At 70.7% G+C, this 26,205-nt stretch carries 22 protein-coding genes and 2 tRNA genes; 6 read left to right on the top strand and 18 right to left on the bottom strand.

Annotated features, from left to right (window positions below):
• The first annotated feature begins 57 nt into the window (after nt 1-57).
• Nucleotides 58-777 (top strand): IclR family transcriptional regulator, encoded by a 720-nt coding sequence (locus AMETH_RS07640; protein ID WP_026153910.1) that lies wholly within the window; start codon nt 58-60, stop codon nt 775-777.
• 88 nt (nt 778-865) lie between these two features.
• On the top strand, nt 866-1,492 hold the full coding sequence (locus AMETH_RS07635; RefSeq protein WP_017987476.1) for an alpha-ketoglutarate-dependent dioxygenase AlkB: 627 nt from the start codon (nt 866-868) through the stop codon (nt 1,490-1,492).
• A gap of 199 nt (nt 1,493-1,691) precedes the next feature.
• On the opposite strand, the gene AMETH_RS07630 is transcribed toward AMETH_RS07635, so the two are convergent.
• Nucleotides 1,692-2,285 carry an Rv1733c family protein gene (locus tag AMETH_RS07630; protein ID WP_017987475.1) on the bottom strand — a complete coding sequence of 198 codons (594 nt, stop codon included), beginning with the start codon at nt 2,283-2,285 and terminating at the stop codon, nt 1,692-1,694.
• A gap of 520 nt (nt 2,286-2,805) precedes the next feature.
• Between AMETH_RS07630 and AMETH_RS07625 the strand changes: the two genes are divergently transcribed.
• Both AMETH_RS07625 and AMETH_RS07620 read left to right on the top strand, forming a co-directional pair.
• Complete coding sequence (locus AMETH_RS07625; RefSeq protein WP_223843079.1) at nt 2,806-3,510, top strand: hypothetical protein; 705 nt, start codon at nt 2,806-2,808, stop codon at nt 3,508-3,510.
• 5 nt (nt 3,511-3,515) lie between these two features.
• Nucleotides 3,516-4,115: a class F sortase gene (locus tag AMETH_RS07620; protein WP_017987474.1), complete on the top strand. Its 600-nt coding sequence runs from the start codon at nt 3,516-3,518 to the stop codon at nt 4,113-4,115.
• 34 nt (nt 4,116-4,149) lie between these two features.
• Here the strand turns inward: AMETH_RS07620 and AMETH_RS07615 are convergent, their stop codons facing one another.
• The 5 genes from AMETH_RS07615 to gltX all read right to left on the bottom strand — a co-directional run bounded on the left by AMETH_RS07615 (nt 4,150) and on the right by gltX (nt 7,464).
• Nucleotides 4,150-4,689 (bottom strand): GNAT family N-acetyltransferase, encoded by a 540-nt coding sequence (locus tag AMETH_RS07615; RefSeq protein ID WP_017987473.1) that lies wholly within the window; start codon nt 4,687-4,689, stop codon nt 4,150-4,152.
• 120 nt (nt 4,690-4,809) lie between these two features.
• A tRNA-Glu gene (locus tag AMETH_RS07610) sits at nt 4,810-4,882 on the bottom strand.
• Nucleotides 4,883-4,946: 64 nt separating this feature from the next.
• A tRNA-Gln gene (locus AMETH_RS07605) sits at nt 4,947-5,018 on the bottom strand.
• Between the two features lie 92 nt (nt 5,019-5,110).
• Entirely contained in the window at nt 5,111-5,803 is a 693-nt protein-coding gene (locus AMETH_RS07600; RefSeq protein ID WP_017987472.1) for an HAD family hydrolase, read from the bottom strand.
• Between the two features lie 179 nt (nt 5,804-5,982).
• Complete coding sequence (gltX, locus tag AMETH_RS07595; protein WP_026153908.1) at nt 5,983-7,464, bottom strand: glutamate--tRNA ligase; 1,482 nt, start codon at nt 7,462-7,464, stop codon at nt 5,983-5,985.
• A 90-nt stretch (nt 7,465-7,554) separates the two neighbouring features.
• Here gltX and AMETH_RS07590 point away from each other — a divergent pair, with 90 nt between their 5' ends.
• Nucleotides 7,555-8,784, top strand: coding sequence for an FAD-dependent oxidoreductase (locus AMETH_RS07590; protein ID WP_026153907.1), 1,230 nt, complete (start codon nt 7,555-7,557; stop codon nt 8,782-8,784).
• Nucleotides 8,785-9,083: 299 nt separating this feature from the next.
• Here the strand turns inward: AMETH_RS07590 and AMETH_RS07585 are convergent, their stop codons facing one another.
• From AMETH_RS07585 to AMETH_RS07530, 12 genes are all read right to left on the bottom strand, one after another.
• Complete coding sequence (locus tag AMETH_RS07585; RefSeq protein WP_017987469.1) at nt 9,084-9,842, bottom strand: fumarylacetoacetate hydrolase family protein; 759 nt, start codon at nt 9,840-9,842, stop codon at nt 9,084-9,086.
• Nucleotides 9,843-10,137: 295 nt separating this feature from the next.
• The gene (locus AMETH_RS07580) at nt 10,138-10,383 is read right to left on the bottom strand and encodes a hypothetical protein (protein ID WP_017987468.1); all 246 of its coding nucleotides are present in this window, start codon (nt 10,381-10,383) and stop codon (nt 10,138-10,140) included.
• Nucleotides 10,384-10,667: 284 nt separating this feature from the next.
• A complete protein-coding gene (locus AMETH_RS35555; protein WP_017987467.1) occupies nt 10,668-11,351 on the bottom strand; it encodes a cupin domain-containing protein in 684 nt (227 codons plus the stop codon).
• A 132-nt stretch (nt 11,352-11,483) separates the two neighbouring features.
• Complete coding sequence (locus AMETH_RS35550) at nt 11,484-12,878, bottom strand: AMP-binding protein (protein WP_081617683.1); 1,395 nt, start codon at nt 12,876-12,878, stop codon at nt 11,484-11,486.
• Between the two features lie 394 nt (nt 12,879-13,272).
• Complete coding sequence (gene cimA, locus AMETH_RS07565) at nt 13,273-14,874, bottom strand: citramalate synthase (RefSeq protein ID WP_026153906.1); 1,602 nt, start codon at nt 14,872-14,874, stop codon at nt 13,273-13,275.
• 234 nt (nt 14,875-15,108) lie between these two features.
• Entirely contained in the window at nt 15,109-16,152 is a 1,044-nt protein-coding gene (locus tag AMETH_RS07560) for a 3-isopropylmalate dehydrogenase (RefSeq protein WP_017987464.1), read from the bottom strand.
• Nucleotides 16,153-16,318: 166 nt separating this feature from the next.
• Nucleotides 16,319-19,627: a S8 family serine peptidase gene (locus tag AMETH_RS07555; RefSeq protein ID WP_017987463.1), complete on the bottom strand. Its 3,309-nt coding sequence runs from the start codon at nt 19,625-19,627 to the stop codon at nt 16,319-16,321.
• Between the two features lie 109 nt (nt 19,628-19,736).
• Nucleotides 19,737-21,335: a phosphoglycerate dehydrogenase gene (gene serA / locus AMETH_RS07550; protein WP_017987462.1), complete on the bottom strand. Its 1,599-nt coding sequence runs from the start codon at nt 21,333-21,335 to the stop codon at nt 19,737-19,739.
• 372 nt (nt 21,336-21,707) lie between these two features.
• The gene (locus tag AMETH_RS07545) at nt 21,708-21,950 is read right to left on the bottom strand and encodes a DUF397 domain-containing protein (protein WP_017987461.1); all 243 of its coding nucleotides are present in this window, start codon (nt 21,948-21,950) and stop codon (nt 21,708-21,710) included.
• A 76-nt stretch (nt 21,951-22,026) separates the two neighbouring features.
• Entirely contained in the window at nt 22,027-23,040 is a 1,014-nt protein-coding gene (gene ilvC, locus AMETH_RS07540; RefSeq protein WP_017987460.1) for a ketol-acid reductoisomerase, read from the bottom strand.
• 34 nt (nt 23,041-23,074) lie between these two features.
• A complete protein-coding gene (gene ilvN / locus AMETH_RS07535) occupies nt 23,075-23,581 on the bottom strand; it encodes an acetolactate synthase small subunit (RefSeq protein ID WP_026153905.1) in 507 nt (168 codons plus the stop codon).
• Complete coding sequence (locus AMETH_RS07530; RefSeq protein WP_038531951.1) at nt 23,578-25,440, bottom strand: acetolactate synthase large subunit; 1,863 nt, start codon at nt 25,438-25,440, stop codon at nt 23,578-23,580. The genes ilvN and AMETH_RS07530 overlap by 4 nt, the downstream gene beginning before the upstream one ends.
• Before the next feature lie 297 nt (nt 25,441-25,737).
• On the opposite strand from AMETH_RS07530, the gene AMETH_RS07525 reads away from it, so the two are divergent.
• Complete coding sequence (locus AMETH_RS07525; RefSeq protein WP_017987457.1) at nt 25,738-26,172, top strand: PH domain-containing protein; 435 nt, start codon at nt 25,738-25,740, stop codon at nt 26,170-26,172.
• The last annotated feature ends 33 nt before the right edge of the window (nt 26,173-26,205 follow it).

Here is a 26,205-nt window from a genome sequence, read left to right as displayed (position 1 = left end):
GGGTTCGATTTTCCCAGATTCTGGACTTCCCAAATCCCGGGAAGCTAGTATCGCGTCGTGGGACAGCATAGCTCTACTGACCAGCAGAGCGGTATCGGCGTTCTGGACAAGGCCGTCGCCGTGCTGCATGCCGTCGCCGAAGATCCCTGCGGGCTCGCGGAACTGTGCACCCGAACCGGGTTGCCGCGCGCGACCGCGCACCGCCTCGCCGTCGGACTCGAGGTGCACCGGCTGCTGCGGCGCGGGCCGGACGGCCGCTGGCGCCCGGGATCCGCACTCGCCGAACTCGCGGGCGGCACCGCGGATCCGTTGCTGGACGCGGCGAGTTCGGTACTGCCGAAGCTGCGCGACATCACCGGGGAGAGCGTCCAGTTGTACCGCCGCGACGGGGTGCAGCGTGTGTGCGTGGCGTCCGCGGAGCCGATGAGCGGACTGCGCGACACGGTGCCGATCGGGACTCGGCTGTCGATGACGGCGGGCTCTGGCGCGAAGGTCCTTGCCGCGTGGTCCGATCCGCACACCCAGCGCACAATCCTGGCGGACGCGGTGTTCGGGGAACGGACCCTGCTCGAAGTGCGCCGCCGCGGATGGGCGCAGAGCGTGGCCGAGCGGGAGCCGGGCGTGGCGAGTGTTTCCGCGCCGGTGCGGGATTCCGCGGGCAACGTGATCGCGGCCGTGTCGGTTTCCGGCCCGGTGGAACGGATAGGGCGCAAGCCGGGCGCGCGCTGGGCGGCGGATCTGCTCGCGGCGGCGGAGGCGTTGCAGGAAAGGCTGTAGCTCTCGCGGTCCTCCGGCGCGCCTCGGGCGGGTTCGAACAGCACATGCCCGGGTAGAACACACGTTCGATTTGGGGTAGCCTCGGGTCATGACCGCAGGGCTGCAGGGTTCGCTGTTCGGTCAGGCCGAGGAATGTTCGCTCGGGTCCCTGACCGAGACGCGGCGCACGGAACTGGGCGACGGCGCGTGGATCGATCTGCGGCCGGGGTGGCTGTCGGGCGCGGACCTGTTGTTCGATCGCCTGGCGGCGGACGTGCCGTGGCACGCGGAGCGGCGCCGGATGTACGACCGGGTGGTCGACGTGCCGCGGCTGTTGTGCTTCTACGGCGAGGACGAGCGGCTGCCGGACCCGGTGCTGGACGAGGCGCGGGCCGCGTTGAGCCGGCACTACGGGGACGAGCTCGGCGAGCCGTTCCGCACGGCGGGGCTGTGCTTCTACCGCGACGGCCGGGACAGCGTGGCGTGGCACGGCGACACGATCGGCCGGGGTTCGCGCGAGGACACGATGGTGGCGATCGTGTCGGTCGGCGCGCCGCGGAGCATGCTGCTGCGCCCACGCGGCGGCGGGGCGACCGTGCGGCAACTCCTGGGCCCCGGCGACCTCATCGTCATGGGCGGTTCGTGCCAGCGGACGTGGGAGCACGCCATCCCGAAGACGAGCCGCCCCGTCGGGCCGAGGATCAGCATCCAGTTCCGCCCGCGCGGTGTGCGCTGAATCCCAGCCGACAATGGGCAGCCACCGGCCCCGATGGAGCGGCGGGTCGGGCCGGCGGAGATCAGCGCGCGATTCCGCCAGCGGAGCGCGCTGAAGACAGCAGCCGTCACCCCAGTGGTGTCCGCCGGAGCGGAGGAGCGCCGCAGGGGCACCCTCGTCGGATGCCCGCGAGCGGCGTGTCAGACCCCAGTAAGAACAGTCAGGAACGCGCCCAGCGGTCGCCGAGCGTGGCCCATTCGGCTTCCCACCGCGCGGCGCGCCTGCGGTCCAGCACGAAGCGCGTGATCCAGTACGTCGCGGTCAGCACAAGCGCCGCCACCAGCCAGGCGAAGATCCCAGCCAGCACACCGGTCGTGGCCGCGTCGGTCGAGCTGATCGGCGCGGGCGCCGGGTCACCGGCTTCGTTGATCCACACCGGCACCGTCGACCCGGCCGTCGCGCCGGGGTCGGCCGCCACGATGCCCGTCTTCGGCTCCCCGCCGTTGTAGGTCCACGTCGCGTGCACCCCGGCCGTGCTGCTGGTCGAGAACGCGCCCTCGGTCGCCGGCACCGGCGCCGGCGCGTCCTCGAGCAGCGTCGCGGTCACGAGGTGCCGCGAAGTGCGCTGCTGTTCGGAAACCGCCAGCTGGCCCCCGTACGTCCGGGACCCGGTGAACAACGCCAGCGGAACCGCGACGAGCAGCCCCAGCACGACCACCAACAGGAGCGCAGCCTCGACCCGGTCGGACGTTCTGGCCAACGGGTTGCGACCGATGTGCAGGCGCCGCCAGAAACGCCCGATTGGTCCGGTCACGGTCTAATCCCCCTTCCTCTGCCACCTCGGCAAGCACAATCGCAATACCCACTGTGCCTCGCCCGTACCCGAATTGGCACTGAAACGAGACCAAGACCGCTGTGAGCCGCCCCTCACAACGGCTCAAGATCGGGATCTCTCCATGCTGGCACCGGTGAAGGGCTCACAACATCGACCGAAAGGGCTTTCCCGCGCGGCAGGGCGCCACGCTCCGTGACCGCCTCCACCTGGCGATCTGCGGCCGCCCGTCAAGCCGTGGGAAATTTTCGCGCGGAACCGGCCTGGTCACGGCCGCGGACCGCTGTTATCGTCCCTTGATGTAACGCGTTGATTCGCGATCGCCGATTAGGGCGTCCGCGTTACACATTTCCCGGACAATTTCTGTCACAGGCCTTTTCGTTTCTCCCCGTGACCGGAATCGGGGATGATCACGCGAGACCCTCGGCCAGAAGAGTGATGACGCGCGCGCCGAGAGCGGTCGGGGTCACCGCGCGTTCCGAGCAACACCAGTGGAGTCACTTTGCGTAAGCCCTTGGGCCGCCTCGCGGCGGCCGTGATCAGCGGTGCGCTGATCACCCTCACCACGGCCCCGGCCGCGCTCGCCGAGGAGAGCACCACCCCGGAGGTCACCACCACGACGTCGGCCGCGCCGGAGAGCACGGAGACGTCCGCGCCGAGCTCGGCCGCCGAGACGACGAGCGAGACATCCTCGGCCACCAGCACGACCAGCCAGCCGAGCGTCACCAGCAGCCCGGGCACCACGACGACGCCGGTCACGACGACCACCGGGTCGAGCGAGCCGGCGTCGACCTCCAGCAGCGCCCCGGAGGAGCCGCCGTACGAGGACGACACCGCCTACGGCATCGACCTCGGCGACGGCACCGGCGTGCTGATCATCGCCTGCGCCGCCGGCCAGCCGACCGACGTGTGGTCGCCGGACTTCGACATCCTCGACGGCCCGTACCAGGAGGAGCAGGACGGCCGGTACTGGGACTACCTCGTGCAGCTGCACGAGGGCAAGTCCTTCGACTCGGGCACCGTCACGGCCGACTGGACCTGCGCGGGCGCCCCGCAGGGCGGCGGCGCGTCCGGCGGCGGCGTGGCTCCGGTCCCGGGCTCGGGCGAGTCCGTCGAGTGGCAGCAGAGCAACGGCGGTGACGCCCAGGTCTCGTTCGCGCCCAAGGCGGGCGTGGAGACCGGGGCCGGCGGCACCGCCCGGTTCTGACCGCCATGCGCAACCCGTTCACCGGCCGGGGCGGTCGCGTTCACGCGGCCGCCCCGGCGGTTCTGCTCGCCCTCGTCCTGACCGGCTGCGGCTCCGATCCGCAGCCGACGCAGGCGGCGGCGCCCACCACGTCGGTCCCGGTGACCAAGCCCTACGACAAGCTGCGCCCGACCCAGGTGCGGATCCCGAAGATCGGCGCGGAGTCCTCACTCATCTCGGTCGCGGTCAACAAGGACGGCGAGATCGCGGTGCCCTCGGTCGACAAGCCGATGCAGGCCGCCTGGTACCGCCTGTCCCCCGTGCCCGGTGACGTCGGCCCGGCGATCATCCTGGGCCACGTGGACGGCAACCACCAGCCGGGCGTCTTCTACAAGCTGAAGGACGTCCGGCCTGGCGACGAGATCTTCGTCGACCGCAGCGACGGGCAGCAGCTGCGGTTCGTGGTCGACCACACCACGCAGGTGCCCAAGGACCAGTTCCCGCAGGACGCGGTCTACGGCAACACCGACGGGCCGCAGCTGCGGCTCATCACGTGCGGCGGTGTGTTCGACCACGCCGAGCACAGCTACACCGACAACATCGTCGTCTACGCGAACCTGACGTGACCCCCGGTGGCGCCCCGCCCGCGGCGCCACCGGCTCACCAGACGTCCCCGTCGCGCCAGTCGCACGTCAGCTCCCCGTCCGGGTCGAGCGACGTGCCGAGCACGAAGACCCCGCCCGCTTCTTCGGGCGTGGGCGTGATCCCGGACGGCGTGAGCGCGGAGAGTGGCCCGCGCCAGCACACCCAGCCGCGGGAGCCGTAGAACGGGATCGCCTTGTCCGACGCGCTGAGCGCACCCACCTCGTAAGCCTCGCGAATCACACGCTCCAGCGGCTCCATCACCAGGCCGCCGTAGCCGCGCCGCCGGCGGTCCGCGCGCACTCCAACGGCCTCCACATACCCGGTGCGCCAGGCCCGCCCGTTGTGGACCATCCTGCGCTGCACCACGGACGCGTGGGCCACCAGTTCCGGGCCCTCCCACAGCAGGGCGTGCACGCCACCGAGGGCGTGCTCCCAGTCGTGCTCGGTCAGGTCGCCTTCGAACACGCCGTACAAGAGCTCACGGGCAGCGCTGAGGACCGGAGCGCCGAGATCGGCTGTGTGGGCCACCTGGAGCGCGGGAGTGATCTCGGCCATGCCCGGAGATTAGGCCGGGCGGCCGGCTCTGTCATCCGGTTTTGTCCACCGTGGACGGGCGGCTTTTCAAGCAGGGCAACGAAAAAGACCGCCAGCCTGATAGCTGGCGGCCTTTCGGAGTACCCCCGATGGGATTCGAACCCACGCTACCGGCGTGAGAGGCCGGCGTCCTAGGCCGCTAGACGACGGGGGCTAGGCACTCGCTCTTTCCCTTGTTGCGAGAGGAACCTTACCAGAGGTGGTTTTTCCTCTTGCAGCTGGGGTACCAGGACTCGAACCTAGACTAACAGAGCCAGAATCTGTCGTGCTGCCAATTACACCATACCCCAACGGTTTGCCACTCCGATTCGCGACTCGGAGCAGCTCCGCTGGGAAGAAATATAGCCTAGCCCCGTCAGCGGTGCGTAACCGGGGGTGGGGTTCAGCGCTGGGCGGGCACGCCGATCCGCGCGAACTCGCTGACCAGCAGCTGCGGGAGCTCGTCCAGCCCGCCGATGACGTGCACACCCTCCGGCACCTCCGCGTCACCGCCCGCCCGGTCGAGCCACACGCCCTCCAGGCCGGCGTCCCGGGCGCCCACGGCGTCGGTGTGCAGCTTGTCGCCCACGTGGGCGGCCTCACTCGGGTCGCAGTCGAGGACCGCGCACACGGCGTGGAACATCACCGGATCGGGCTTTGCGGCCCCGACCTCACCGGCGATCGCCACGTGGTCGAAGAAGCGGGTGAGCCCCAGATCGGCTAGCTTGGCGCGCTGGTGGGCGCCGGAGGCGTTGGTCACAGCGGCGATGAGGACGTCCGCCGCGCGCAGCCACTCCAGGCAGGGCAGGACGTCGTCGAAGAGGCGCCACGAGCTGCGCAGCACCTCCTTGCGGCGGCGCTCGAACCGGGCCACGTCCTCCGCTTCCAGCACGACGCCGATCTCGGCGAGGAAGCACTGGGTGCGCCGGTGGTGCATGGACGCGTAGTCGATCTCCCCCGCGACGACACGGGCGACGTGCCAGTCGGTGATCCGCTCCCACAGCGGCCACAGGTCGGCCCGGCCGATCAGCAGCGACAGCGCGCGTTCGCCCGCGGAGGTGAAGTCGATCAACGTGTCGTCGATGTCCAGGCACACCAGCCGCAGGCTGGACGGTCTCCACGGATCCGCCGGATCCCCCAGACCGGGCTCGGGGACACGGACGCGGGTAGGTGTGCCGGAACGCGCAAAATCCACCCAGCGAGGCTAGGCGAGAACTACGCTGAGCGGTTCGGCCGACAAGGTGATTCAGTACGTCGTTTCGACGGCGACCGCTTCTACTCTGCGTTGCCGGGCAGAGCGTTACGCAGACGTCCGAGTGAAACCTCCCGGCCGAGCAGCTCCATCGATTCGTACAGCGGCGGCGACACCGTGCGACCGGTGATGGCGACGCGAACCGGGGCGAAAGCCTTGCGCGGCTTGAGGCCGAGGCCCTCGACCAGTGCGTCCTTGAGCGCCTGCTCGATCGCCGCGGTCTCCCACGACGGCAGCGCCTCCAGCGCCTCGATCGACGCGCGCAGCACGGGTTCGGCGTCCGGCTTGAGGTTCTTGGCGGCCGCGTCCTCCTCGGGCGCGAACTCCTCCTCCGGCACGAACAGGAACCGCACGAGCGGCGCCGCGTCACCGAGCACGGTCACCCGCTCCTGGACGAGCGGCGCGATGGTGCGCCACCTGGTGAGCTGCTCCTCGCTCGGCTCGGCGGGCAGCAGCCCGGCCGACTGGAGGTAGGGCACGACCCGCTGGACGAAGTCCTCGGCGTCGAGGGCGCGGACGTGCACGCCGTTGATCGCCTCGGCCTTCTTGACGTCGAAGCGGGCCGGGTTGGCGCTCACCTTCGAGATCTCGAACGCCTGGACCAGCTCGTCGACGGTGAACGTGTCCCTGTCGTCGGCGATGGACCAGCCGAGCAGGGCCAGGTAGTTCAGCAGTCCCTCGCGGATGAACCCGCGGTCGCGGTAGTTGAACAGGTTGGACTTGGGGTCCCGTTTGGACAGTTTGCGGTTGCCCTCGCCCATCACGTACGGCAGGTGGCCGAACTTCGGCGTGAACTCCGCGACGCCGATCCGCTCCAGCGCCCGGTACAGCGCGATCTGGCGCGGCGTCGACGGGAGCAGGTCCTCACCGCGCAGGACGTGCGTGATCCGCATCAGCGCGTCGTCGACCGGGTTGGTCAGCGTGTAGAGCGGATCGCCGTTGGCGCGCACCAGGACCGGGTCCGGGATCGAACCCGCGGGGAAGGTGATGTCACCGCGCACCAGGTCGTTCCAGGCGAGGTCCTCGTCCGGCATGCGCAGCCGTAGCACCGGGGCGCGGCCTTCGGCGCGGTAGGCCGCGCGCTGCTCCTCGGTGAGGTCGCGGTCGAAGTTGTCGTAGCCGAGCTGCGGGTCCTGCCCCTTGGCCTTGCGGCGCTCGGCGACCTCCTCGTTGGTGGAGAACGCCTCGTACAGCTCGCCGGCCTCCAGCAGGCGGCGCGCGACGTCGGCGTAGATGTCGCGTCGCTCGCTCTGCCGGTACGGGCCGTACTCGCCGCCGGCGTCGGGGCCCTCGTCCCAGTCGAGACCGAGCCAGCGCAGCGCCTCCAGCAGTTGCTGGTAGGACTCCTCGCTGTCCCGGGCGGCGTCGGTGTCCTCGATGCGGAACACCAGGCTGCCACCGTGGTGCCGGGCGAAGGCCCAGTTGAACAACGCCGTGCGGATGAGCCCCACGTGCGGGGTTCCGGTGGGCGACGGGCAGAAGCGGGCGCGGACTGTCTCAGTCATAACCCGTTCAGCCTATCCCGCTTGACCAGGCGTTCGGAGAGCGCCATGCTGGTATTATTCAACACAAGATGAATTAAGGGGGTGGTGGCCGTGGTCGAGCGCACGACCTGCGTCGTCGTCGGTGGCGGACCGGCCGGAATGGTGCTCGGACTGCTGCTGGCGCGAGCCGGGGTGGAGGTGACCGTGCTGGAGAAGCACGCGGACTTCCTGCGGGACTTCCGGGGCGACACGGTGCATCCGTCGACGCTGCAGCTGCTGGACGAGCTGGGCCTCGGCGAGCGGTTCGCGAAGCTGCCGCAGAGCAGGCTGAGCACCGTCTCGCTGCCCGGCCCGCCGCCGCTGACGATCGCGGATTTCCGCGGGCTGCGGATCGCGCACCCGTACCTGGCGATGGTGCCGCAGTGGGACCTGCTGGACCTGCTGGCGGACGCGGGCCGGGCCGAGCCCGCGTTCCATCTGCGGATGAGCACCGAGGTGACTTCGCTGGTCCGGGAGGCGGGCCGGGTGGCGGGCGTGCGTTACCGGACGGCGGACGGCGCGACCGGGGAGATCCGGGCGGACCTGACCGTGGGGTGCGACGGTCGTTGGTCGGTGGTGCGGCGGGAGGCCGGTCTGCGGGCACGGGAGTTCCCGGTGCCGTTCGACACGTGGTGGCTGCGGTTGCCCCGGTACGGCGACGAGCGACCGGAGTTGATGCCGGGCATGCGGCACGGGCACTTCGCGGTGATCATCCCGCGCGAGGAGTACTTCCAGGTCGCCTACCTGGCGGCGAAGGGGCTGGACGGGCAGTTGCGCGCGGAGGGCGTCGAGGCGTTCCGCGACCGGATCAGAACGGTGCTGCCGCAGCTGGCGGACCGCGTGGACGCGATCGCCTCGATGGACGACGTGAAACACCTGGACGTGCGGCTGAACCTGATGACACGCTGGCACCGGAACGGCGTGCTGTGCATCGGCGACGCGGCGCATGCGATGTCGCCCATCGGGGGCGTGGGGATCAACCTGGCGGTGCAGGACGCAGTCGCGACGGCCCGGTTGCTGGCCGTCCCCCTGCAGCGCGGAACGAGCGATCGGAAGCTGGGACGCGTACGACGGCGCCGCTTGCTGCCGACGATGGTCGTGCAGGCCATCCAGCGATTCATGCACCGGGCGGTCGTCCGGCCGGCGATCGAGGGACGGCGAAACGGACCGCCGAAGCCGCTGGTGACGGTGATGAACGCGGTGCCGTGGGCCCGCAGGATCCCCGCCTACGTCATCGGGGTGGGCCTACTGCCCGAGCACGCACCGAACTGGGCACAGCGAAACAACACCGAAAGCGAATAGGAAACGCAAGCCGGCAACGAAAGAAGACCGACCACGCACCAGACCTCCCCCGCCCCCGATCCACAGCCGATCTTTAGTCGCCGACCAGCGGGGTCAAGGTACTCTTTCCCGCCTTGACCCCGCTGCTCGGCGACTGAAACACAATCAGGTATCGGGCGCGGGGGCGGTCGTAAGGTGACCTTTCGAGCGCCGTGAGGCGCTTTCCGCGCGAAAGCGCGGCTCTAAAGATCAAAAGAGTCCTCGCCGGACGGGCAGGCTCCGGGATGACCACCCAGCTACCTTCGGTTCAAAGACTGGCGCTACGCGTTCTGTACCGGGTTGGTCAGTGTGCCGATGCCCTCGATGGTGATGGACACCGTCTGGCCGTCGGTGATCTGGCCGACTCCGGCGGGCGTGCCGGTGAGGATGACGTCGCCGGGCAGCAGCGTCATCACGCCGGACACGAACTCCACCAGCTCGGGGATCTTGTGGATCAGCAGCGAGGTCCGCGAGTCCTGCTTGAGCTCGCCGTCGACCTCGGTGCGGATCGCCAGGTCGGAGGCGTCCACAGCGGTCTCGATCCACGGTCCGAGCGGGCAGAACGTGTCGAAGCCCTTCGCGCGGCCCCACTGGCCGTCGGCCTTCTGGAGGTCCCTCGCGCTGACGTCGTTGGCGATCGTGTATCCGAGGATCGCCGCCGGGGCCTGCGCCGCCTTCACGTTGCGGATCGGCTGGCCGATGACCACCGCGAGCTCGCCCTCGAAGTCCACCCGCTGCGACGCGGCGGGCAGCTTGATGGCGGCGTTCGGGCCGATCACGCTGGTCGACGGCTTGAGGAACATCATCGGGGACTGCGGCACCTCGTTGCCGAACTCGGCCGCGTGCTCCGCGTAGTTCCGTCCGATCGCGATCACCTTCGACGGGAGGATCGGCGCGAGCAGCCGCACGTCGGCGAGCGAGAACCGCTTGCCCGTGTAGTTCGGCTGTCCGAAGGGGTGGTCGGCGATTTCCAGGAGCTCGTCGCCGTCGACGGAAGCGAAGGCGACCCCACCGGCATGAGCAACTCGAGCTAGACGCACCCACCCACCCTAACCAGCCGCCCTCCCCCGGGTACACGGGTGGTCATTGACACGGGGTACCCCACAGGCGTCTCATTAAAGGACACTTCCATTTCGATGAACGAAACGTGTAGGCTCGGTGATCACCAATGCCTGGTACGTCGCCGGGTTCTCGCCCGACTTCGTGCGCGGCCACCTGCACGCACCCGTCGTCGCGGGGCTGCCCCTCGTGCTGTGGCGGACCGTCGACGGTGACGTCGTGGTGCCGGCACAAGCGGTTCCCGCTGCTCCGGTCCGGCGGCGACCTGCGGTGCGCCTACCACGGAATCTGCAACGACCAGCCCGGTCCGTGCTCCCCCGGATCCGCGCCGTCGACCGTGCTCCCCCGCCGCCCGATGACCGAAAAGGACGGACTCGTCTGGGTGTGGCCGGGCGCGCCCGGCCGCGCCGAACGCGTCGCCGTCCCGGACACCCCCGAGATCCCCGGCTGGGCGACGGTCCGGTCCGAGCCGGTGGAGGTCGCGGGATGCAGCCGCCTGCTGGTGGAGAACCTGCTCGACATCCCGCGCTCCTACCCGCTGCACGTGCGGAGCCTGCCCGGCGGCACGCGGATCGCGGTGCGCCTGGAACGCCGGATCGATCGCCCACCGGTACTCGGGGATCATCCCGGCGATCCCGTCCGCGACCTGGTCGGCCAGCTCCCGCGACCGGCAGCTCACGGTCCACCACCACCGCAGCCGCTCCGGCGCGACCGGGGTGTGCAGGTGGTGCAGGACGTACCCCTTCTCCCGCTCGCCGCCCAGCCCGCCCGGACCGACGCGCAGCTCGATCCGCGTCAGGCCGGGCTCAGCACCCCGAGCGGGCCACGAGGACGTGCCCGTGAAAACCGACGGCGCGGTCGTCCTGCTGCGCCGCGCCTTCGAGCACCTGGAACGGCTCGAAGACGAACCCGACCACGCCGAGCTCGCCCGGCTGCGCACCGGAGTGACCCGATGCTGGGACGCCACGACAAACCCCCGCGCTGGGGCTACTGCGGAGGCTGCCGCCGCTGGATCTTCGCCGGATCCTGGCGGAGATCCCGGTGCCCGGTCTGCCGCACCGCGGTGAGCGTGCTGGAACATGCCGCGGACGACGCGTTCTACGTCGAGCAGGCGCCGACGAACCGGTGTTCTGACCCGCGCACGCGTGGCACGGGCAGTGCGGGCAGCCCACGTCGTGCGGCCGCCGCGGCGTGCTGGGGATGACGTCGCAGATCAGGCAGCACAGTTCACCGTCGAGCGAGACGACCTCCTCGTACGGCACGGGCGCCATCCGGTCCTCGGCGTCGATCGCCCGATGCGGCGAGCCCACGGCCAGGATGACGCGATCGGTGATCGCGCCGACGGCGTGCGGCACCTCGCCATCGATGAGGTACACCTGGCCGGCGCGGGTCTCGTGGATCCGGCCCGCGTAGGTGATCGTGCCGATCCCGGCGGTCACCACCAGCACGTGGTGGCCGGGGTGCGTGTGCGGGACGAACCCGTTGGACACCAGGGCGTCCCCGCTCGCGGCGGGCGCGCCGTGGAGCGCGAGCCGTGGTGCATGTCCAGTTCGGTGTGTCCCCTGTGGACCCGGCTGCGGGCCCACGTGACGAGTTCGAGTTCGGGCACCGCCGTCACCTTCCTACTTGGTCGCCCACACGACCCCGCCGAGGTCGTGGTGTCCCACGTGCAGTGCGGCGTAACCCGGTTCGCGGAACCCAGCGTCGCGGAGCAAGCGCAGCCACTCCCAGCGGCTGCGCAGACCGCCGCGGTCCCACCAGCCGTCGACGGCGGCGAAGAGCGGGTCCAGCGCCCACGGCGTCGCCCCGGTGGTCGGGCTCGTGCCCTCGGCCAAGACCAGCCATCCGCCGTCGGTGAGCATGTCGCGCAGGCGGCGCAGCGCCATCTCCTTGTCGGCGGCGCGGTGCAGGTGTTCGTGGCCACGATGGTGTCGAACATCTCCGGTCCCGGCCCACTGTCCAGATCGTCCGGTCCCGCGTCCAGTAACCGGAAGCGCCTGCCGCGGCGGGGAATGCGCCGCGGTCAGCGCCAGTGCCTCGCGGTACAAGTGGCGCGCCCGCGCGCACTCCGGGCGCACCGGCGAGGCCAGGATCGCCCGCGCCGCAGGCGTGGTCGAGCAACTCCTCGTACCGCAACGCACTCTCCCGCCGCACGGTGAGCCCGCGGGCCGCACCCGCGCGCTCCGGCACACCTCCCGCAACCCGTGCACCGCACCCACGAGCGCGACTTCGTGTCCCAGCGGGGGTTCCGGCACCACCACCGCGGCGAACTCCCCGGACAGCCCGGCCTCCCGCCACTCCCCCTCGACGTCCGCCGGGTGCAGCCGCTGCCCGCCGCGCTCGATCAGTTCCGCGGAACGCCCGTGCAGGACCAGGAAACCGTCACGCAGCTCGCCGCGGTCCCCGGTGCGCAGCCAGCCGTCCGGCACCACCGGGCTCGCCTCCGGGGCGCCCCAGTACCCGCGCAACAGCTCGGGCGCACGGAGCCACACCTCCCGGTCCTTCAGGCGCAGCTCCGTGCCCGGCAACGGCACCCCGACCGGACCCTGGTGCCGCACGTACTGTTCCCGGAACCCGGCCGCGTCGAGCAGCGGCATGGTGGTGCTGAAGTTGACCGCCTCGGCGAGCCCGTAGGCCTGCCGCAACCGCGGCCCGTACCGGGCGGCGAAGTCCCCGGCCAGTTCCCGCGAGAGCGGCGCGCGCCCGAGGTGATCACGTACTCCAGGCAGTCCGGCCAGTGCACACCGGCGCGGACCACCTCGCGCAGCTGCGCCGGCACGAGCGACGCGGTCTGCGCGCCCTTCACCTCGACCGCCGCGAAGAACGTGACGGGGTCGAACTTCTCGATCAGCACCAGGGGCGCGTCGGTGAGCCGGGTGCCGACCAGCGACATCACGAGCGCGGTGACGTGGTGCAGCGGCAACGCGGTGGCGTGCGGGCGGACCGGTGAGAAGCCGTGCAGGGCCGCGGTCCGCGCCGCGTTGCCTGCCACCTCGTCCCGGCCGAGCATGACGCACCGGCCGGCTCCCGGGGTGTGCACGAGGAACGCCAGGCCGGCGGCGTCCGGATGACCGGGCTCACCGTCGAGCAGGCTCACCCGCGACGCGCGGGGCGACCCGTCGACCACCGCGGAGGCCCCGACCGCCGCGGCCCTGGCCACCTCGGTGTCCGTCACGCGGGCGCGCAATGGAACCGCCACCAGCCTGCGGTCGGCGCAGGCCAGCAGCAGCTCGGCGAACGCGTCGCCGGTGGGACAGCGCAGCACCACCCGGGCGTTGCCCGGGAGGCCGTCGAGGATTGCCCGCCATGGCTCCACCGCACCCAGCCTGGCCGCTCACGGACGGCAGTCGCAGGGAGGCGAGTCCCGCCGCGAGGCTCACCCGCGACGCGCGGGGGTGGCCCACCGCGCTTCTAGGCCCGCATGCTCTTGTGCACCAGTGCGTCGCACAAGGCGAGCCAGCTCGCTTCGACGATGCTGCCGTGCACGCCGACCGTGGTCCACTCCTGGTCGCCGTCGCTGGACTTCAGCAGCACCCGGGTCACCGCGTCGCTGCCCGGGTGGCTCGGCAGGATCCGCACCTTGTAGTCCGACAGCTCGACACTGTCCAACCAGGACAGCGACGGCGACAGGGCCTTCCGCAGCGCAGCGTCCAGCGCGTGCACCGGGCCGTTGCCCTCCGCGGTCGCGATCACCCGCTCCCCCGCGACGTGCACCTTCACCGTCGCCTCGGAGATCACCTCCCCGTCGCCGCGGTGGTCCAGCACGACGCGGTAGGACTCCAGCGTGAACGGCGGCTCGGCCGGGCCGTCGACCTCCTCGCGCAGCAGCAGTTCCAGCGACGCGTCGGCGGCCTCGAACGACCAGCCCTCGGCCTCCAGCTCCTTCACCTTCGCCACCACGCTGGTGACCGCCTCAGGCCGGCCGGCAAGGTCCACCCCGAGCTCACGTCCCTTGAGCTCCAGGCTGGCCCTGCCGGCCATCTCGGTGACCAGGACCCGCATGTCGTTGCCGACGGAAGATGGATCGATGTGGTTGTACAGCAACGGATCCACCTTGATCGCGCTCGCGTGCAGCCCCGCCTTGTGGGCGAAGGCCGACGACCCGACGTAGGCCTGGTGGGTGTCGGGTGCGATGTTCGCGATTTCGGCAAGGGCATGGGAGACGCGGGTCAGCTCGGCGGCGCCCCCGGTGGGGAGCACGTCCATCCCGAGCTTGGCCACGAGGTTTCCCGTCACGGCGAACAGGTCGGCGTTGCCGGCCCGCTCCCCGTACCCGTTCGCGGTGCACTGCACGTGCGTCGCGCCGGCCTGCACCGCCGCGATGCTGTTGGCGACGGCGCAGGAAGTGTCGTCCTGGCAGTGGATGCCGAGCCGGAAACCGGTGCGGGCGGCGACTTCCCGCACCGTTTCGGCGATCCCGAGCGGCAGCTGGCCGCCGTTGGTGTCGCACAGCACGACGACGTCGGCGCCTGCGGTGAACCCGGCTTCCAGCACGCGCAGCGAGGTGTCCGGGTCGAAGGCGTAGCCATCGAAGAAGTGCTCGGCGTCGAGGAACACCCGGCGCCCCTCGCCGACCAGGAACGACACGGTGTCGGCGACCATCGCGCAGGCCTCGTCGACGTCCACGCGCAACGCGCGCTCGATGTGGCGGCGGTCCGACTTCGCGACCAGCGTCACCACGGGCGCCCGCGAGTCGAGCAGCGCCCGCACCTGGGCGTCCTCCGCCGCCGTCGTGCCCGCCTTGCGCGTCGATCCGAACGCGACGAGCGCCGCGTGCTTGAGGATCAGCTCCCCGTCCGCGGCGCGGGCGAAGAACTCGGTGTCCTTCGGCAACGCTCCCGGCCAGCCGCCCTCGATGAAGCCCACACCCAGCTCGTCCAGCAGACGCGCGACGGCGAGCTTGTCCGCCACCGAGTAGGAGATGCCCTCGCGCTGGGCGCCGTCCCGCAAAGTCGTGTCGTACAGGTGGAAGTCGTCACCGAGAGGCAGTCCGGCTGGCTCCGTGCGGGTCACGGTCATCTCCTTGCGTGGTGGAAGGCTTCTCGGGCAACAAAAAAACCTCCCGCGGATGCGAGAGGTCTGCGCGCCAGGTGTCCGATGCGGACACTACCCGGCGCGCCTGCCGATAATGATCACGGCGAAAGAGGAAGCCATGCCCGCATCATGCCACACCGGTGCGCGAAAGGGCAAAAATGCCGTGGAGGCCACCCCCGAAGCGGGGATGGCCTCCACGGCTTGGGAAAACGATCAGGCGACCGGTCGCGTGTTCGACGAGACCAGGGCGGCCAGGCGGTCGCCGATCGCCTGCGTGGCGCCCGGGTTGGCCTGGTCGCGGGTCGCCAGGTCGAAGGCGACGGACGCCTCGATGCGGCGGGCCGCCTCGCGCTGGCCGAGGTGGTCCAGCAGCAGCGAAACCGACAGCACCGCGGCGGTCGGGTCGGCGATGCCCTGACCGGCGATGTCCGGCGCGCTGCCGTGCACCGGCTCGAACATGCTCGGGTTGCGGCGCGTGATGTCCAGGTTGCCGCTGGCGGCGAGACCGATGCCACCGGTCACGGCGGCGGCCAGGTCGGTGATGATGTCGCCGAACAGGTTGTCGGTGACGATCACGTCGAAGCGGCCCGGGTCGGTGACCATGTGGATCGTGGCGGCGTCCACGTGCGAGTAGGAGACCGTGACCTGCGGGTGCTCGAGCGACACCTCCTCGACGATCCGCGACCACAGCGAACCGGCGTGCAGCAGCACGTTGGTCTTGTGCACCAGCGTGAGGTGCTTGCGCGGCCGCTCCTCGGCCCGCTTGAACGCGTCGGACACCACGCGGCGGATGCCGAACGCGGTGTTGACGCTGACCTCAGTGGCGATCTCGTGCTCGGTGTCCTTGCGCAGCAGGCCGCCGTTGCCCGCGTACGGGCCCTCGGTGCCCTCGCGCACGACCACCATGTCGATCTCGGCGTTGCTGTCGGCCAGCGGGCCGCGCACACCCGGGTACAGCTTGGCCGGGCGCAGGTTCACGTGGTGGTCCAGCTCGAACCGCAGGCGGAGCAGCAGGCCCCGCTCCAGGATCCCGCTGGGCACGGTCGGGTCGCCGACCGCGCCCAGCAGGATGGCGTCGTGCTGCCGGAGCTCGCCGAGGACCGACTCGGGGAGCAGCTCGCCGGTGGCGTGCCAGCGGGCCGCGCCGAGGTCGTAGTTCGTGTACTCCACTGTGGGAGCGACCTCGCCGAGTACCTTCAGGGCCTCGGTGATCACTTCGGGTCCGATCCCATCACCTGGGATCACCGCCAGCCGCATCAGACACCTCCGTCGATCAGGGCCACGGGGCTCGTTCGCACCCGTTTGCCCACATACTCCAGCGACGGCAGGTTACCGGCTGTCGCCAACGAGCCGAAGCGGCACCACCCTTATGACGGAATCTCCCGATAAGTGAGACACCCGATCGGCGGAGTGGCCCCGGTCGTCAGGGCCGGCTACCCCCGTTCACCCGGATCACGCTCACCCGGTTGCCGTTGCCGTTGTGGTGCTTCAGCGCGAGCAGCCCGCGCACCGTGTCGGCCGACGCCGGGTTGCGCGTGACGTCGAGCGCCGTGCCGGGCTTCGCCGAGTACATCAGCGCGGACCCGTTGGCACCGGCAACCGAGTAGGCCGGCGCGAGCGCGTCGAACGTCATCGGCGTGCCGATGGCGTCGACGAGCCCGTTCTCGCTGCTGGGCGCCACGTAGTACCCGGTGGTGCCGACGGTGTAGCTGATCTTGTGCGAGGCCGCCGCCGGGTCGATGCCCAGCGCCGTGATGCTGACCGGCAGCAGCACGACGTTGGTGTCGAACACGTTGGTGTCCACGTCACCGAGCTGGCCGTTGACCGCCTGGACGTCCACGGTGGGGAAGCCCTCGGCGTTCAGGTCCACGGTGTTGACCAGCCAGACGTCGGTGCCGCTCGCCTTCGTGACGTAGGACTCGAAGTCGGGCACGCCGTCGCCGGTGGTGTCGATGTCGACGAACGGGATCGTGTTGCTGCCCAGGTTCGCCCAGTTGCCCCACGTCGAGATCCCGAACGCGAGCAGCGCCTGGTCGGCGTGGCCCTGCTGCCGCGCCTGCGCGATGGTGGACGCCGCGCCGACGTACTGCAGGTCGCCGCCCTTGGCCGTGTCGTTGATCGTGCAGCCGTCGGTCACCCTGCCGCGGCACTCGGGCAGCCGCGGGGACTCGCCCTGCAGCTCCAGCACGCTGATCAGCGACTCGTAGCGCTGGCTCCCGGTGCCCTGGTCGACGCCGCGGCCGGTGAGCGTGAAGCGCGCGGTGTCGGCCGCGAAGTTCAGCGACTTCGGGGTGTCGATCGACGACACCGGCTTCGGCGCCGCGTAGACCGGCACGCGCAGCGTCGGCTTGCTCCCGCCGGGCGGCGGGCTGAGCACGACGCGCCCGGAGGCGTCGGCGACGAACTGGCGGGCCATCCCGGCCTGGTCCGTCGCCACCGTCGGGTCGATGACCTTGCGCAGTGCCGTGGGGTCGGTGATCCGCAGCGTGACGCGGACCGACGCGGTGCCGCGCGGCGGCAGCGACACGGACCGGTCGGACAGCTCGTACTGCACGCCGGGCAGGTTCGTGATGCCCTCGTAGGCCACGGCGTAGCGGGCCCAGCTGTCGCCCTTGTTGACCACCTGGATGGTCTTGGTGATCGTCGTCGGCCGGTCCACCTCGACGGTGCCGAAGGTGACGCTGACGGCACCCCGGTCGTCCCGCGAGTAGGCCAGCACCTGGTCGTTCAGCGCGGCCTGCGTGTCCAGCCGCCCGGCACCGACGCGCTGCGGCGCGTAGGTCTTGCCGTCGGCGACGATGTCGTGCCCGGCGGTGTTCATCACCAGGGCCTTGATCTCCTCGACGGACCAGTCGGGGTGCGCCTGCCGCAGCAGCGCGGTGACGCCGGCGGTCAGCGGCGTCGCCATCGACGTGCCGGACAGCACGGTGCGGTTGTTGCCGCTGCCGCGCAGGGCGGACGAGATCGTGTCGCCGGGCGCGGACACGTCCGGCTTGACGGCCGGGCCGCGCACGCCGCGCGAGGTGAACGAGCTCGGGGTGTCCACGATCGCCGGGTCGTCGGTCCGCAGGCTGGCGCGGCCGGCCCCGTACAGGCGGGCGGTCAGCGTGCCCGCGTCCAGCGCCGGGCGGATCTGGCTGGTCGCCGACGCGGTGAACTGGAACATCGGGATGGCCGAGTTGCCCGCGATGCCCGCGGCGAAGTGCTCCAGGCTGGACGACAGCAGCACACCGGTGGCGCGGGCGGCCTGGGCATTGTTGGCGCGAGCGGCCGAACCGCAGGCGCGGGTGGCGTCGTTGTCGTCCCACTCCAGCCATGCGAACTTGCCCGCGACCGCGGCCTTGTCGGCGTCGGAGTAGGGCGCGCAGCCGTCGGCGTTGGCCGAGGACAGCTTCGCCACCGCCGAGGTGCGGTCCAGGGTGTCGTAGCCGGTGTAGTTCTGGCTGTACTGGCCGCCCTTCGGGCCGGCGACGCCGGCCGGCGCGGTCACGTCCGCCGCGTCGCGCAGGACCGACACGTCCCGGCTGGACGCCACGGTCAGCGCCTCGGGCGTGTTGCCCGGCGACCCGCCGACGTCGTAGAGGTCGCCGCCGTTGCCCTCGGCGATGACCGACAGGACGTTGTTCGCGGCCAGCTTGCGCACGAACAGCGAGTCCGGGTCGTCCGGCGCGCCGAAGTCGCTGCCCAGCGACAGGTTGACGATGTCGAGGTGGTCGTCGAAGTCACCGTCGCCGTTGGGGTCGAGCGCCCAGTCCAGCGCCTGCGAGGTGACGTCGGTGGAGCCCTCGCAGCCGAACACCTTGATCGCGTACAGCGAGGCCTTGGGCGCCATGCCCGGGCCGATCTTCATGGCGTTCAGCGACTCGGCGGTCAGCTTCGAGTAGTCGCCGGTGAAGGTGCTGCCGTCGGCGTTGACGCCGTACCCGGCGACGGTGCCGGCTACGTGCGTGCCGTGCTCACCGCAGGCGATCGGGTTGGGGTCCGGCTTGGGGGTGTCGGCGCCCTCGGTGCCCGCGTCGTACTCGTCGCCGACCAGGTCCGTGCCGCCGACCACCTTGGCGTTGGGGAACAGCGGCGTCGGCGCGTTCCGGTCGACCGAGTCGTAGGCCGCCTTCGTGCCGGGGCCGCCGAAGTCGGCGTGGGTGTAGTCGATGCCGTCGTCGATGACCCCGACCTTGACGCCGTCGCCGAGGCGGCCGGTCTGCTGCCACGCGTTGAGCGTGTTGGTCAGCTGGGCGGCACTGTTGTTGCTGCGCGTCTTCGGCACGACCGTGCGGATCGACGCGACGTCCGGGCGGGCGGCCAGTTCGCGGATCTTCGCGGCGTCGGCGGTCACGACGACACCGGAGACGGCGTTCGCGGTCGAGTAGAGCACCTCGGTGCCCGCGTCGAGCGAACGCAGCTGGCCCAGCACGGAGTTCACCACCCCGGCGACCCCGGCCCGCGCGTTGTTCGCCGCCTGCCTGGCGCGGTCCTTGCCCGCGCCGCGCTCGGCGTTGAACGCGTCCACCGCGGGCTGCTGGGTCAGCTCGATGAAGGCGGTCGTCCGGCCCTTGGCCGACGCCAGCCGCGGGGACAGCTTGCCCTGCAGGCCGTCCGCGGACACCTTGGCCACGGGTTTGCCCGCCGCCAGCGGCTCGTCCTGGGCCGCCGCGCTGCCCGACGCGAAACCGGTCGCGGCGAGCGCGGCGGCGAAGACGGCGGCGAGCGACCGCCGGGTCGTGTTTCTCATGCTTGTTCGCACCCTCACTCCGATCAAGGCGAGGGTGCGAACTTAGCCGGTGCTCCCGCGATGCGCCTAGAGCGCATCGGAGTAATCCGACTTTGGGAGGTAGTGCGTGTTATGCGAACGTGACGGCGCGGATGGTGCGCGCGCCGACGGTCGCGGCGATCGGCTCCAGCAGGTGGGAGTCCACCTCGCGGTCGACGCGCAGGATCATCACCGCGTCCGACCGGTCGGTGGTCTGGCTGATCTGCGCCGCCTCGATGTTGATCGACGCCTCACCCAGGAGGGTGCCGACGCGGCCCATGATGCCGGGGCGGTCGGGGTACTCCAGGAGCAGCATGTGGCCCTCGGCGCGCAGGTCGAAGTGGCGGCCGTTGACCTCCACCAGCTTCTCCACCTGGTTGTTGCCGGTGACCGAACCGGACACCGACAGCGTGGTGCCGTCGTCGTGCACCGCGCGCACGGTGACCAGGCTGCGCCAGTTCGGGCTCTCCGGCTCGGTGACGATCTCGGTGCGCACGCCGAACTCCTCGGCCAGGCGCGGCGCGTTGACGAACGTGACCTGGTCCTCGACCACGCCCGAGAACACGCCCCGCAGCGCGGCCAGCGACAGCACGCTGACGTCCTCCGACGACAGCTCGCCACGCACCTCGACGGTGACCGCCGACGGCGCCTTCTGGCTCAGCGCGGCCAGCACGGTGCCCAGCTTCTGGGTCAGCGGCAGGTACGGGCGGACCTCCTCGCCGACCACGCCACCGCTGGCGACGTTCACCGCGTCCGGCACGAAGTCGCCGCGCAGCGCGAGCAGCACCGACCGGGCGACGTCGGTGCCCGCGCGGTCCTGCGCCTCGGCGGTCGAGGCGCCCAGGTGCGGGGTGACGACGACGTTGGGCAGGCCGAACAGCGGGCTCTCGGTGGTCGGCTCGGTGACGAACACGTCGATGCCCGCGCCGCCGACGTGGCCGTTGCGGATGGCCTCGGCCAGCGCGTCCTCGTCGACGAGGCCACCACGCGCGGCGTTGACGATGATGACGCCCGGCTTGGTCTTCTTCAGCGCCTCGGCGTCGATGAGCCCCTTGGTCTCCGGGGTCTTCGGCAGGTGGATCGAGATCATGTCGGCACGCGCGAGCAGCTCGTCGAGGCTGAGCATCTCGACGCCGAGCTGGGCGGCGCGGGCGGCGGACACGTACGGGTCGTAGGCGACGATCTTGGTGTCGAACGCGGCGAGGCGCTGCGCGAACAGCTGCCCGATCTTGCCGAAGCCGACGACGCCGATGGTCTTGCCGTTCAGCTCGACACCAGTGAACTGGCTGCGCTTCCAGGCGCCGCCCTGCAGGCTCTGGTCGGCGGCGGGCACGCGGCGGGCCACGGCGAGCAGCAGCGCGACGGCGTGCTCGGCGGCCGAGACGATGTTCGAGGTCGGGGCGTTCACCACGAGCACGCCGCGCGCGGTGGCGGCGGGCACCTCGACGTTGTCCAGGCCGACACCCGCGCGGGCGACGACCTTCAGGCGCGTGGTGGCGGCCAGCACCTCGGCGTCCACCTTGGTCGCGGAGCGGACCAGCAGCGCGTCGGCGGACTTCACGGCCTCCAGCAGCGCGGGGCGGTCGGTGCCGTCCACGTGCCGGACCTCGACCTCGTCACCGAACACGGCCAGCGTGGACGGGGCGAGCTTTTCGGCGATGAGGACGACCGGCTTGCTGGGGTTGGTCACGATGGGGCTCCCGTTGACGCGGCTGGGCTCAAACGACGCCCGCGAGTCTAGTCGCGCTGCTCACCGGGCCTGTGAACGGGAGCGCAACCCGGCGGGATCGAGATCGCGGGCGCACAAGCGGAGTATGGGCTCCGCATATTGGGTGACGTGGCTCACTCCCCCACGGAGGTCGTCAGCGCTCTCCTCGAACAGATCACCGCGAGCCGGTGGTCCGAGCTGGCTCCCACCTACCGCGGAATCGGCCCCGCCCCCGCGAACCTGCTGCTCGTGCGGGCGCGGAACGACCGGATCACCGAATCCCGCGACTACCTCGACCAGGTGGCCTTCGCGACCGCGGCCGGGCCCCTGCCTGCCAGAGCTGCTCGCGGCCGCTCAGTCCGCGGTCAGCCCCGCGAGGTCGTGAAACTCGCCGTCCCTCGCGCCGGCCACGAAAGCGGCCCATTCGGACGGTGTGAAGACCAGGACCGGCCCGTCCGGGTCGGTCGCCTTGCGAAGCGCCGTGTAGACGAGACCGTCGACGTGCTCGACCTGTGCGAACTCCAGTTCACCTTCCGTGGCCTGCCACCGCGCCCCGGTGAGATCCAGTTCCTCGCGAACCCGCACCTTGTCGTCCACGTGATCACGGTAACTCCGGGAACGAAAAGGGACCGCCCCGGGGCGCATCCCGGAGCGGTCCCTTCGCACACAAAACTCAGGCGGTCTCGGTGATCGGCCGGTCGACCCACGACATCAGGCCGCGCAGCTTCTTCCCGGTCTCCTCGATCGGGTGCTGCTCGCCGGCTTCCTGCAGCTTGCGGAAGTTGGCCCGGCCCGCCTCGTCCTCGCCGACCCACTCGCGGGCGAATGTGCCGTCCTGGATCTCGCCCAGGATCTTCTTCATCTCCTCCTTCACCGCGGGCGTGATGACACGCGGGCCGCGGGTGAGGTCGCCGTACTCGGCGGTGTCGGAGATCGAGTAGCGCATCCGGGCGATGCCACCCTCGTACATGAGGTCGACGATGAGCTTCAGCTCGTGCAGCACCTCGAAGTAGGCGATCTCGGGCGCGTAGCCGGCCTCGGTCAGCACCTCGAACCCGGTCTGCACCAGCGCGGAGGCGCCACCGCAGAGGACGGCCTGCTCACCGAACAGGTCGGTCTCGGTCTCCTCCTTGAAGGTGGTCTTGATGACCCCGGCGCGGGCGCCACCGATGGCGGCGGCGTAGGACAGCGCGAGCGCCTGCGCGTTGCCGGAGGCGTCCTGCTCGACCGCGATCAGGGCGGGCACGCCCTTGCCGTCGACGAACTGGCGGCGGACCAGGTGGCCGGGGCCCTTCGGCGCGACCATCGCCACGTCCACATTGGCCGGCGGCTTGATCAGCTCGTAGCGGATGTTGAAGCCGTGGCCGAAGAAGAGGGCGTCGCCGTCCTTCAGGTTCGGCTCGATGTCCTCGCTGTAGATGAAGCGCTGCTTGGTGTCCGGCGCGAGGATCATGATCAGGTCGGCCTCGGCGGACGCCTCCGCCGGGGTGAGCACCCGCAGGCCCTCCTCCTCGGCCTTCGCGCGCGACTTCGACCCCTCCGGAAGACCGATGCGCACATCGACCCCGGAGTCGCGCAGGCTCAGCGCGTGCGCGTGGCCCTGGCTGCCGTAACCGATCACGGCGACCTTGCGACCCTGGATGATGCTGAGATCGGCGTCGTCGTCGTAGAAGATTTCGACTGACATGAGGGGAACTGATTCCTTTCGGTTTTAAAAACTGCTAGCGGGGCGCGGAGGCGGTGATCGACCGGGGACCCCGGCCGACCGCGACCATGCCGGACTGCACGATCTCACGCACGCCGTACGGCTCCAGCATGCGCAGCAGGGCACCGAGCTTCTCACCGGTGCCGGTGGCCTCGATGGTGAGCGCCTCGGGCGACACGTCGACCACCTTGGCACGGAACAGCTGGACGGTCTCGAGGACCTGGCTGCGCACGGTGGCATCGGCCCGCACCTTGACGAGCAGCAGTTCGCGCTGCACCGACGAGACGGGCTCGAGCTCCACGATCTTGATGACGTTGACCAGCTTGTTGAGCTGCTTGGTCACCTGTTCGAGCGGTAGCTCCTCAACGGCGACCACGATCGTCATCCGGGACACCTCGGGGTTTTCCGTGGGCCCGACGGCGAGGGACTCGATGTTGAAACCGCGACGGGAGAACAACCCGGCGACTCTGGCGAGCACCCCGGGGACATTCTCCACCAACACGGACAGCGTATGCCTGGTCACTGCGAAACCTCGTCGTCCTCGAACAGCGGGCGGATGCCGCGCGCGGCCATGATCTCGTCGTTGCCGGTCCCGGCCGCCACCATGGGCCAGACCTGGGCGTCCTTGCCGACCACGAAGTCGATCACGACGGGGCGGTCGTTGATCTCCATCGCGCGGCGGATGACGTCGTCGACCTCGTCCTTGGTCTCGCACCGCAGGCCTGCGCAGCCCAGCGCCTCGGCCAGCAGCGTGAAGTCCGGGATCCGGTGCTTGTGGGTGCCGAGGTCGGTGTTGGAGTACCGCTCGGCGTAGAACAGGTTCTGCCACTGGCGGACCATGCCCAGGTTGCCGTTGTTGATGACGGCGACCTTGATCGGCGCGCCCTCGATGGCGCAGGTGGCCAGCTCCTGGTTGGTCATCTGGAAGCAGCCGTCGCCGTCGATGGCCCACACCTGCTTGTCCGGCACGCCGAACTTGGCGCCCATCGCGGCCGGCACCGCGTAGCCCATGGTGCCGAGGCCACCGGAGTTGAGCCAGGTGCGCGGGTTCTCGTACTTGATGAACTGCGCGGCCCACATCTGGTGCTGGCCGACACCCGCCGCGTAGACGGCGTCCGGGCCGACGATCTGGCCGATGCGCTCGATGACGTACTGCGGCGAGAGGGTGCCGTCGGCAGGCCACTCGTAGCCCGCCGGGAAGGTCTGGCGCCACGCGTCGATCTGCGTCCACCACGGGGCCAGGTCCGGCTCGCCGATGCGGTCGGTCTCGGCCTTCACCGCGTCGATCAGCTCGGTGATGATCTCCGCGCAGTCCCCGACGATGGGCACGTCGGCCTTGCGGTTCTTGGAGATCTCGGCCGGGTCGATGTCGGCGTGGACGACCTTGGCCTCCGGCGCGAACGACGACAGCTGACCGGTCACCCGGTCGTCGAACCGGGCGCCGAGCGCGACCAGCAGGTCGGCGCGCTGCATCGCGGCGACCGCGGCGACCGAGCCGTGCATGCCGGGCATGCCCAGGTGCTGCTGGTGCGAGTCGGGGAACGCGCCGCGGGCCATCAGCGTGGTGACCACGGGGATGCCGGTCAGCTCGGCCAGCTCCTTCAGCTGCGCGTGGGCCTGCGCCTTGATCACGCCGCCGCCGACGTAGAGGACCGGGCGGCGGGCCTGCGCGATGAGCCGCGCGGCCTCGCGGACCTGCTTGCCGTGCGGGCGCAGCGTCGGCCGGTAGCCGGGCAGGCGCAGCTCCGGCGGCCAGGAGAACGAGGTGGTCTCCTGCAGCACGTCCTTGGGGATGTCGACCAGGACCGGGCCGGGACGACCGGTGGAGGCGAGGTGGAACGCCTCGGCGATCACGCGCGGAATGTCGATGGGGTCGGTGACCAGGAAGTTGTGCTTGGTGATCGGCATCGTGATGCCGCAGATGTCGGCTTCCTGGAACGCGTCGGTGCCGATCAGCGGCCGGGTCTGCTGGCCGGTGATCGCAACGACCGGGACGGAGTCCATGTTCGCGTCGGCCAGCGGGGTGACCAGGTTGGTCGCGCCGGGACCCGAGGTCGCCATGCACACGCCGACCTTGCCGGTGGCCTGCGCGTACCCGGTGGCCGCGTGCCCGGCGCCCTGCTCGTGGCGGACGAGGACGTGCCGCACCTTCGTCGAGTCCAGGAGCGGGTCGTACGCAGGCAGGATGGTGCCACCCGGAATGCCGAAGACCACCTCGACGCCCATCGCCTCGAGCGATCGCACCAGCGACTGCGCGCCGGTCACCCGGACCGGCGTGCCTGCGGGCGGGGCTGGCTTGGGGCGGTTGCCGAGCTGGGCCGGCGACGCGGCGGCCGGATTCGCTCCGGGTTTCGTTTCCGATCGCGACGTGGCGCTTGTCATCAGTTCTGCCTCGTGGGTCTCGTCGGGCTTCTCGTCGGGTGGTGGGGGTCGGGCTGGCGTGGGCAACAAAAAACCCCCGCCGACCTTTCAAGGTCGCACGAGGGTCGCGCGTCGACGCAGGTGGGTTCGATTGTCCCTACGCGTCGACGCGCGGGGGAAGTACGAGGCCAATCTGCGGGTTCACGGCGCTGACGTTAACGGGTCCTGTCGAACAGTGTCAACTCTGCGGGACGGTGATCCCGGATACTGGGCACACCCGGCCGTGGCGTCCCGGCGGGCGGGAGGCACCATGGAGGCGTGGCCGAAACCGAGCAACAGGGCCGGAAGGCGATCTTCCGCGTCCCGCTGATCTCCCTGCTCGCCGTCGTGTTCCTGGCGGTCTGCATGATCCCCGCCGCGTTCGCCGACGTACCCGGGCTGTGGTTGATGTACGTCGTCCCGATCGGGTTGTTCGTCTTCGTGGTGCGCACCCGCACGGTCGCCTCCGCGCGCGGCCTGGACGTGCGGACGGTGTTCGGCCACCGCGAGATGCCGTGGTCCTCGCTCAAGGGACTGGCGATCAACGACAAGGCCAAGGTCCGCGCGGTGCTGACCGACGGCAGCGAGGTCCCGCTGCCGTCGGTCCGCACCCGCCACCTGCCGGTGATCTCCCTGGTCAGCGAGGGCCGCATGAAGGACCCGAGCGGCCTGACCGACGACCTGGACGAGACCACGGACGAGGCGTCGGACTAACGGGCCCAGTCCTCGACGCGGGCGCCGGCGCGG

The organism is Amycolatopsis methanolica 239 (genome assembly GCF_000739085.1).
Lineage (GTDB): Bacteria > Actinomycetota > Actinomycetes > Mycobacteriales > Pseudonocardiaceae > Amycolatopsis_E > Amycolatopsis_E methanolica.
The sequence above is the reverse complement of the archived record's forward strand: the minus strand, read 5'-3'. Positions and strand labels throughout refer to the sequence as shown.

Coding starts and splice junctions, on each gene's coding strand:
- AMETH_RS07635 (WP_017987476.1), top strand. CDS start 866: ATGACCGCAGGGCTGCAGGGTTCGCTGTTCGGTCAGGCCGAGGAATGT.
- AMETH_RS07620 (WP_017987474.1), top strand. CDS start 3,516: ATGCGCAACCCGTTCACCGGCCGGGGCGGTCGCGTTCACGCGGCCGCC.
- AMETH_RS07615 (WP_017987473.1), bottom strand. CDS start 4,689: ATGGCCGAGATCACTCCCGCGCTCCAGGTGGCCCACACAGCCGATCTC.
- gltX (WP_026153908.1), bottom strand. CDS start 7,464: ATGACTGAGACAGTCCGCGCCCGCTTCTGCCCGTCGCCCACCGGAACC.
- AMETH_RS07580 (WP_017987468.1), bottom strand. CDS start 10,383: ATGTCGAGCAGGTTCTCCACCAGCAGGCGGCTGCATCCCGCGACCTCC.
- AMETH_RS07560 (WP_017987464.1), bottom strand. CDS start 16,152: ATGCGGCTGGCGGTGATCCCAGGTGATGGGATCGGACCCGAAGTGATC.
- AMETH_RS07555 (WP_017987463.1), bottom strand. CDS start 19,627: ATGAGAAACACGACCCGGCGGTCGCTCGCCGCCGTCTTCGCCGCCGCG.
- ilvC (WP_017987460.1), bottom strand. CDS start 23,040: ATGTCAGTCGAAATCTTCTACGACGACGACGCCGATCTCAGCATCATC.
- AMETH_RS07530 (WP_038531951.1), bottom strand. CDS start 25,440: ATGACAAGCGCCACGTCGCGATCGGAAACGAAACCCGGAGCGAATCCG.